Annotated in this window: 7 protein-coding genes; 2 read left to right on the top strand and 5 right to left on the bottom strand. The window is 46.1% G+C overall.

The features are described 5' to 3' along the window. Positions 1-258 precede the first annotated feature (258 nt). The 3 genes from O3276_RS06620 to O3276_RS06615 form a co-directional block, all read right to left on the bottom strand. Positions 259-1,305, bottom strand: coding sequence for an ankyrin repeat domain-containing protein (locus O3276_RS06620; protein WP_269674930.1), 1,047 nt, complete (start codon positions 1,303-1,305; stop codon positions 259-261). A 262-nt stretch (positions 1,306-1,567) separates the two neighbouring features. Next, on the bottom strand, positions 1,568-1,864 hold the full coding sequence (locus tag O3276_RS25670) for an HNH endonuclease (RefSeq protein WP_442876591.1): 297 nt from the start codon (positions 1,862-1,864) through the stop codon (positions 1,568-1,570). Beyond that, on the bottom strand, positions 1,846-2,244 hold the full coding sequence (locus O3276_RS06615; RefSeq protein WP_269674929.1) for a hypothetical protein: 399 nt from the start codon (positions 2,242-2,244) through the stop codon (positions 1,846-1,848). The genes O3276_RS25670 and O3276_RS06615 overlap by 19 nt, the downstream gene beginning before the upstream one ends. Positions 2,245-2,401: 157 nt before the next feature. Between O3276_RS06615 and O3276_RS06610 the strand changes: the two genes are divergently transcribed. Together O3276_RS06610 and O3276_RS25665 are read left to right on the top strand one after the other, a co-directional pair. Further along, complete coding sequence (locus O3276_RS06610; protein WP_269674928.1) at positions 2,402-2,707, top strand: hypothetical protein; 306 nt, start codon at positions 2,402-2,404, stop codon at positions 2,705-2,707. After that, positions 2,677-2,796: an IS4/Tn5 family transposase DNA-binding protein gene (locus tag O3276_RS25665; RefSeq protein WP_101748814.1), complete on the top strand. Its 120-nt coding sequence runs from the start codon at positions 2,677-2,679 to the stop codon at positions 2,794-2,796. The genes O3276_RS06610 and O3276_RS25665 overlap by 31 nt, the downstream gene beginning before the upstream one ends. Before the next feature lie 165 nt (positions 2,797-2,961). Here O3276_RS25665 and O3276_RS06605 read toward each other — a convergent pair whose 3' ends face one another. Together O3276_RS06605 and O3276_RS06600 are read right to left on the bottom strand one after the other, a co-directional pair. After that, positions 2,962-6,273 carry a hypothetical protein gene (locus O3276_RS06605; RefSeq protein ID WP_269674927.1) on the bottom strand — a complete coding sequence of 1,104 codons (3,312 nt, stop codon included), beginning with the start codon at positions 6,271-6,273 and terminating at the stop codon, positions 2,962-2,964. 435 nt (positions 6,274-6,708) lie between these two features. Next, entirely contained in the window at positions 6,709-7,503 is a 795-nt protein-coding gene (locus O3276_RS06600) for a hypothetical protein (protein WP_269674926.1), read from the bottom strand. Positions 7,504-7,583: the final 80 nt, after the last annotated feature.

Raw genomic sequence — 7,583 nt, 5'->3', positions numbered from 1 at the left:
ACACTTTGACCCTTACGATTCCTGTCGTGAGGGTTTTGTCGTTTATATAGCCTGTAAACAATGAGTTAAATGAATGATGCTGTGGTTTGAGCCGTTCCGTTTTTTAAGCTATTTCCAGAACACTCTTTAAAGAGCTGGAAGCACTCCAGCAAACACTTGGCACCAAGGGTTCAGCAACTCCCAAACACATCATTTAGAGCATCCTTGCATTGTGTGCTTTAAATTTCTGAGCAGTCCGTGGCCATGCCAGCTCAGAAATCAGACCAGATTACATGGGAACGTCCAAGTGGAAGTTTCAGGTGACTGATCCTGCTTGCCCTCGTGTTTTTTCTCCATATAAAACTTTTGCCAGGGACCATCAGGATAGCCGAGGTCCTCAAAATATTTTTGTGTATAACTATCATTTCTATCCAATTGACTCTTATAGTCTTCCAATGCTTTGGCCTGATCATCTTCTAGCTGCTTTGCATAGATTAACCTCTTGACATTACCATCCGATTCCAGGGCAACTCTGCGAATATCAAGCAACACCTCCTTAATCAGGTCAGCTGGCGTCTTCCCGTCATTATTCAGCTGCAACAGTGTTGACCCACCAGTGGCGTTCAGCTGATTTTCCAGCAGATACTCAAAGACCTTCGGATTTTGTTGCTGTGTAGCGAGATGCAGCAGACTGCTCTGGCTGTCTGTGCTGTGCATCAGATAGTCGTCAAAGTAAACCAGGCTAAACTCTCGCCTGAGACAGTTACAAAGCTCGGACACCACATCCAGGCTGCCATACGCAGCGGCCAGGCTTAGTAAACTACTGCCGGTATTATTTACCGTATTATTGATTTTTCCAGCAGCTGACAGTTCGTGAATTAATTTTAAAGCACCCTCATTCCAGCTGTTTAACAGGGCAAAATGCAAAGGAGTGTCACCGTTCATGGCAGGCATTTTCTTATCATCCTTGGTAATTGCCAGTTCGTCCACATCAATTGCGGAGGTGCATTGATCGATGATCTTCCAACATTGAGGGTCAGCAAGTGCTGCCTTAAACAGCACCCTATCCTTTGCCAGGCAGGCAATGTGGAGCGGAGTAAGCTGATGGGGAAGGTTCCAGCTATCCACCAGACGATCATCGGGGGTAAGCAGCTCGGCGGCAACGGCCCTGGCGTTGTCAAGAAACGCCCCTACCTCTGCAGACTTCAGAAACTTGCTCGCCGACTCAGTGAACTCAGGCACCGCTGATGCCTTATCAGATTCATACATGGGACCCGGGCTGATATTCTCCGGGGGCAGATTAATTACACCACCAGTACCATTCATAATGTGCTCCAGTGTTAACTTATCTGTTGGAGCAGGTTTCCGGTAGAAAGTTCCCTTCAGTCGTTTTTTTCGTTTTTCTTGCTTTTCTCTCCTCTGTGAATGAGTCTTTGGCTGCTGATGGCTTTCTCAAACTGGTGGAGATGATCAACCATCGACTTTGGGTTGATCCCGATATTCAGGCCATAGAAAACACAGACGTTTAGGGTGCTTAAAATTTTGACTGGGTACTATTGAAAATCAGCATTTACGCAAAATTGCAATGTTACTCGCGGATAAGTCGGCTGTGCTTAGCATACAAAGCTACCAGTTTGGTAGTTATAGACTGACCGTAATGAAATTCTCGATGGCAGTTAGGGCATAAGGCTATGGCGTTAGTTACCCTATCGGACCCTCCATCTGCCAAGTGTCTCAAATGATGTACTTCCAAAAAAGGTTCACCATCAGCATTGAGAAACGGAGCTTCACTGTCACAGCACTCACAGTAGCCATTTGCTTCTTTAAGAACCCAGGCTTTTACTTTTGGGTCTCGCTGGTACTGGGTTACTTGAGTAGTAACAATTTGAGGCTTAAACTCTCCAAGTGGTTTTGAAAGTGTTTTTTTCTTTTTAACTCAGAAACCTGGCTTTCAAACGTCGCTTGACCAACATAACTTTTGCTTTCTGCTTTTGATATCAGTCTTTCGATAAGTTCTATGTGGTTGGAGCCAACATTCTTTGCAGGTTTTAGTCCTTTAACCCATTTTCTGCCCATAAGAGACATAACATAAGAGATATTCTGCATTCGATACTCGAATGCTTTTTCGGTTCTGTCGAACCGTTTTGATAGGTCGGAGTAGTAATTTTTTTTAATATAATGTTCGTTTTGTGTGTCTTTTCTATGCATGTCCATATAGGCAAGCACAGCAGCTTCAAGTTCTTCTTCAGTCCATATTGTTGTCACAGTTATTTCCCTGAAACTTAATTTGGTAAAAATGATGTAATCTGAATTTGGTTAAAGTTGTAAGTTTCTATAATTTTACGATTTTAATTGATCTTGTTACAAGCTGCTAATGATACTTACTGGTTTTCGTTAAGGGATAGTTATAGAAGGTCAAAATATGAGCAAACTAATTGATGGGCATAAAGTTTCTAAAGAAGTAGTAAAGGGTGAGTTTTCAGAATTTTATAACGATGGTACATACGGTTCTGGAGATCAGGGAATTCTCAAATATGCTGATGAATATGCTTACCAGAGGTATGGTATTAGTGCTGTTGATATAATTTGTGGCGGAGATATGAAAGAGTTTTTTGCGAAGTGGTATGATGAAAAAATTGGTGTTGAGGCTATACGGCAGTTAATTGATGAGCAGGCAGAGAAATATGATTTAACTATATTTCCGATACTTTCAAGTACTCAGACTTAGATGATAAACGTCGTACAAAAAGATTAACTCATGTAGCCGCTGAATTGGCTGCCCACACGGGTTCCTCTTTAGCCTCCTCTGCTTTTTGAAGTTTTGCCTTAAAAGGTATCAACCTTCCTTTCTCTCAACCAGGTTGGTTCCATTATGTATAAATTCATACGTCACCTCGCCCGGAGTTTTTCAAGACAGTAGCGCCAACGTCACTCTTCATGCTTTCAACTGGAACTAACGGCTGAGCTGTGTGGTCGTGTCTTCTACAGCAACCTGCATATATTTGCCAGTGACATCTTGGCAGTGGTGCCCGTTGTCTTATCACCATACTGTGGCGGCAGCAGCAAAGAGTTCCTTGCAAGCCCGGAATTGGGCACCATTTGGTAAAAAATTCTCCCTTCATGTGCACGTGACTTCACGATATAACCGCGCTCATTGAGTAGACGGGCACCCGGAGAGCCGGGCTGCCGGAGCATTTGCTCCAGTTCAGATTGTGTCGGGGTACCAACAGCGGGCAGGATAGCCTCCTGCTGGAGCCGCAACGCCTCAGTTTCCAGAGCATCACGGATGCCAGTGGGAATCCGATCTTCCAACCCGGGTTGATCAGCCGCCACGATGATCTTATCTGCCAGGGTCATGGCTTCGGGTAACTTGATTTGTCGAAGTTCCTCTTCATTGTGCAGACTTCGATAAGCGCCACCAGAGCCGATACCCGGATCCCAGCAGTCAGGCAGCCGGGAATCTTCGGGCCCTGGGTGTTCTGCGAAGCAGGCTGAGATACCGGCTTTCTCAGCGATAACGAACCGGACCAGATCGTCCAGAGACTCACGCAAACACTGGTAGGGATTCGGTGCCTGTTCAATCAGTAATCGTCGTTTATGGTTATCAACCGGGAGATGGTATTTTCGGGTGAACGGATTGGTCATCTGGTGATGCCAGCCACCGGTAATGCTGGCCAGATCCCGAAAACTCAACAATGCTGACTGGATCAGCAGGGTGAATTGCGGGTTATTGACCACGGCCAACAGCTCGATCATTTCCGGATGAAAATGGCCATCATGGATCATTTCCAGGGTGTCCATTGCGGCTGAGTCAGTTGACCGTCTGATTGTCGGAAAGTCCTCCCGGGGCGGTTTGACCCGAAGGATATCCACTATATCCCCAAAGCGCAGCACCTGGCGTAGCAGTAACTCATCCTCCGGGCATTGGTGGTCAGGAGTAAACGACGGGTTACCCACATCCATCATTTTACAATTTTTGTTTCTCAGGGCGCTGGCCACCAGAGTAACCAGTTCCTCGGGGTACTGTTGCAGCCCGCTCATGTCACGCTGGAACAGTTCCGCTGCCCGAAGCTCTTCAACCTCTTTATGCTCATCTTCAGCGACAGCATCGTGGTAGAGTTCGGCAATGGGCAGCAACTCCAGAAACTGGGGATGCTTAAGCAGTAACTCCCGGAATGGCTTATGAAAGTACGGCAACACCGTTTGATCCATAAGGAATTCTGTAGCCAGCTGGGTGCGCAGGGCGTGATCCAGTCCGTGCCATTTGCGGTAAAAGGGTTGTATGCCCTCCGCCAGGATGGTTTGCGCCCTGTAGGGATGGGGAAACTGGTAATAATGCTGACCGACCAATTGGGTAATTGACCCATAGCGGCTATCAGGCAGGTTTTCCCTGAACTCAAAGGTTGGCGGGGATGCCAGAAATGTCTCCAGCCAGGCAAGCGGGTTCGGACCGTACTCTATTGACCGGACCACAGCAGGAAAAGGAAAGCGATAGGCCTTCCCCAGGAACATAATAAAATTATCGCTAACAGATGATTTGCGCGTCGCTATGTTCTCTAAATGCTCACGTAACTTTTCATCACTGTAGCACTGGGGTGATAATCGCTGTTCCAGAAATTCCCTGACTGCACCCCCGTTATCAGATCGGTTCACAACAAAGCGATAATAAAACTCTATGCCAAACAGTTCATCGACCATCTGATGAAGATGGATACTACCGAACTTCCTACTGTAGTTGTCATGATACCTGAGCAATATCTTCTTCAAGGCCGACAAGCGACTGATAATCTCGTCAGGATCAGTAACGGGGCCGTCGTCACTTTGGCAAAGAAGTGACCACAGCATCTCGTGTCGTATGATATCGGCTTCATCTGCTGTCAGCAGATTCGCCCTGCGAAAATGTGCGGCAGATATTAACAAGGTACAGTCAGGCAAGTTCCAGGATGAAGTGAGATGGACTCTTGTACCGTGTGCGGTCAGAAGACAGCACACCAACGGATTATTGTGGGAGACTCCTGAACACTCTGGTGACCCTGATAATAATGGTACAAACAATTTGTGTTTTAATAGCTCCCGACAAATAACAGCTTGTGCCGCAAAGTGGGATTTGGTTTGCTGCAGGAGGTAATCCCAGCTGAGTTTGACGCGCCGATGTTCATAAGTATTATCTGCCCCGTCGTACAGGATTCCGGGAAACTGTTCTTTTATCGGGCATTGCCTGATCAACGCCTCCATCAATAGATTTGGTAAACCGACCGGACTTTTAACCTTGTCGTCCAGGGCTGAAAGTGCGGTCATGAATTTTGCTGAATCGTAGTGCTCAATGGCTGTCAGGAGGGCGTTGATATCAATATTTTCTTCTCCAAACTCCACTGCTACCGTGCTGACCTGCGGTGGGATATTTTCCAACAGCTTCAGGAATCGCTCACAGCCGGACTGGCTCAATAACTGGTAAAGGTTATGCTCATAACCAATGACGCTCCCATATCGGGAAAAAGCATGGGTGTGGTATTGCAGCTGTTGCACCTGTGCACGGCTGAGTGTCACCGGGGAGTGAACCACGCCCTGAAAGCTGTTGAACAGGCACAGTTTAACCGGTTCACGGAATTCACCACCGGACAGGTTACCTTTCTTTTGCTCAAGCGTCAGAATATTGCCCATAACTTCTTCAATACGACGAAAAGAGAGCTCCCTGCCAAAGTCAAGAAGATAGCCATAGTGCATGCGGTCAAAATTAATTTGACAGATAATCTCGGGATATTTGCCAGTTTTCGTATTGAATGTGGGATGCGCTTTGTGGAGTAAATAGCCATTCTTGCCAATATGACCTGAGGATAATCTAAAAGGTGATCCGTCAAATAACGAATGCCACCTGTGTTCCCACTCATCCATTTTCGTTGTTAACACATCCCAACTGGTAATTTTCTTGATACGATTCGAGTGCAAATGTTGGGGTTCTCCATTGGCATCTGAAGCAACATCTTGTTTAAAAGCCCAACGCATATCGCAGCCGCGTGCAGGTTTCAGAATAGTAAGGATCCGGTCTGATCCCATCAGAAACTCATCAAAGCGCTTATGGCGAGTGGTTAGGGCATATCGGGAACCCCGGCGCAATAAACTTATCGGTCTGTATTGATTTCCGGAACCCGCTTCTTTTGATGCATTGACAACACGGACCATCATTCCGGCAAACTGACCGTTTAATGCAGTAATAGGGTGATAATTGTCACCTGCAGATTGTGATTCATTAAATACCGGTGAACCTGCGCCCGTTCCCTGCTGAGGTATGGACATATCAATGATCTCCTTGCATTTAAAATCGTATACGATTTACATTTTGTTGTTGTTTCAGAGTGTCTATTGATGTTTTAGCGTGTTGTGCTGATCAAACCTGAAAGACCCTTGCCCGGTTCAATGCACTGCCTTTTGCATGGGGGCACCATAACGTAATCTGAATTCAAGCGAATTTACTTAGGGTGGACATTAAGCTTACCCTCCATTTTCAATGGCTTTTGAATGGAACCATGAAGGACACAAAGAGCACGAAGGAAAAGAAAATCTCTTCTTTGTGCTCTTCGTGTCCTTCGTGGTTCCATCTTTAACTTCCCGAAGAGGGGAGTAGACGCTTAATGTCTACCCTAAGAGCGAACATAAGTATCAGACAAAAAAAATACCGAAAAGTTCTTTAAAATCCGGAGCCAGGCAAGTCAGGCGGACGAACCCGGATATCTAATTCCCTGATTTTTTGCGACGCTGTATTCTTTGCTCCCTGGAACGTTTCTTTTCTCGCTCTGCGAAAGCGGGATCATTCTGGTAACGCGCCTTTTGGCGCTCACTTCTGAGCTTGTTTTGGCGCTTGGCGTAAGCGGGGTTTTTGCGCCGCTCCCTCAAGCGCTCCTGTTGGCGCATGAGATAACCAGGACTTTTGATACGCTCCCTCATGCGTTGTCGTTGGCGCTCTGCAAACTCTGGATCATTCTGGTAACGTTCCCTTTTTTGCTCCCTCTGGCGTTTCCTTTTTTTCTCCAGTGAAGTGGGATCGCTTTGGCGCTTCATTATTGAAGGGGGAGCATCAACCATTTTTTTTGCCTGGATGTTATCACTTGACGTCTGGTTCAGGTTTAGAGGGGTTATTACAGTCGCTGGTGGTGACATTTGTGGTTCAGAGACGTCGTCAGGAGGGTTGATTAATAGATAAACCGGATTCAAATGGTACGCTTGTGTTGCTTCACTGGTCTCAGGCTGACACATGGGTAAGAAGATCTGCTGAGTAAAAGGAATGTCTGGTGTTGACGGTAGCGTATACTTAATGGATTTATCACCGGAGTTCGCCAATGTATATTGATCAGAAACGGGTTTTGACCTGTCAGGAGTATCTGTGCCGAAACTTTCTTCTGTATCGGAAGGTGCCAGAGGCTTAATACCATATTCACTTAATAAAATAATAGGATCAGGGGAGAGGTTGGGTATATCTGATTGGTTATGGTAAGCAGGAAAAGGAGTGTCCACTATCTGAACAGACATGCAATGATACGTCAGTGGTTTTTCGCTGCCATCAGATTTACACGTTTGTTCTGATAAGTCTGATGGCCCTGAATAAGGAT

It is taken from the genome of Endozoicomonas sp. GU-1 (genome assembly GCF_027366395.1).
Lineage (GTDB): Bacteria > Pseudomonadota > Gammaproteobacteria > Pseudomonadales > Endozoicomonadaceae > Endozoicomonas.
The sequence above is the reverse complement of the archived record's forward strand: the minus strand, read 5'-3'. Positions and strand labels throughout refer to the sequence as shown.

Excerpts from the sequence above, each read along its gene's own strand:
- O3276_RS06620 (WP_269674930.1), bottom strand. The coding sequence starts at position 1,305 with ATGAATGGTACTGGTGGTGTAATTAATCTGCCCCCGGAGAATATCAGC.
- O3276_RS06610 (WP_269674928.1), top strand. The coding sequence starts at position 2,402 with ATGAGCAAACTAATTGATGGGCATAAAGTTTCTAAAGAAGTAGTAAAG.
- O3276_RS06605 (WP_269674927.1), bottom strand. The coding sequence starts at position 6,273 with ATGTCCATACCTCAGCAGGGAACGGGCGCAGGTTCACCGGTATTTAAT.
- O3276_RS06600 (WP_269674926.1), bottom strand. The coding sequence starts at position 7,503 with ATGTCTGTTCAGATAGTGGACACTCCTTTTCCTGCTTACCATAACCAA.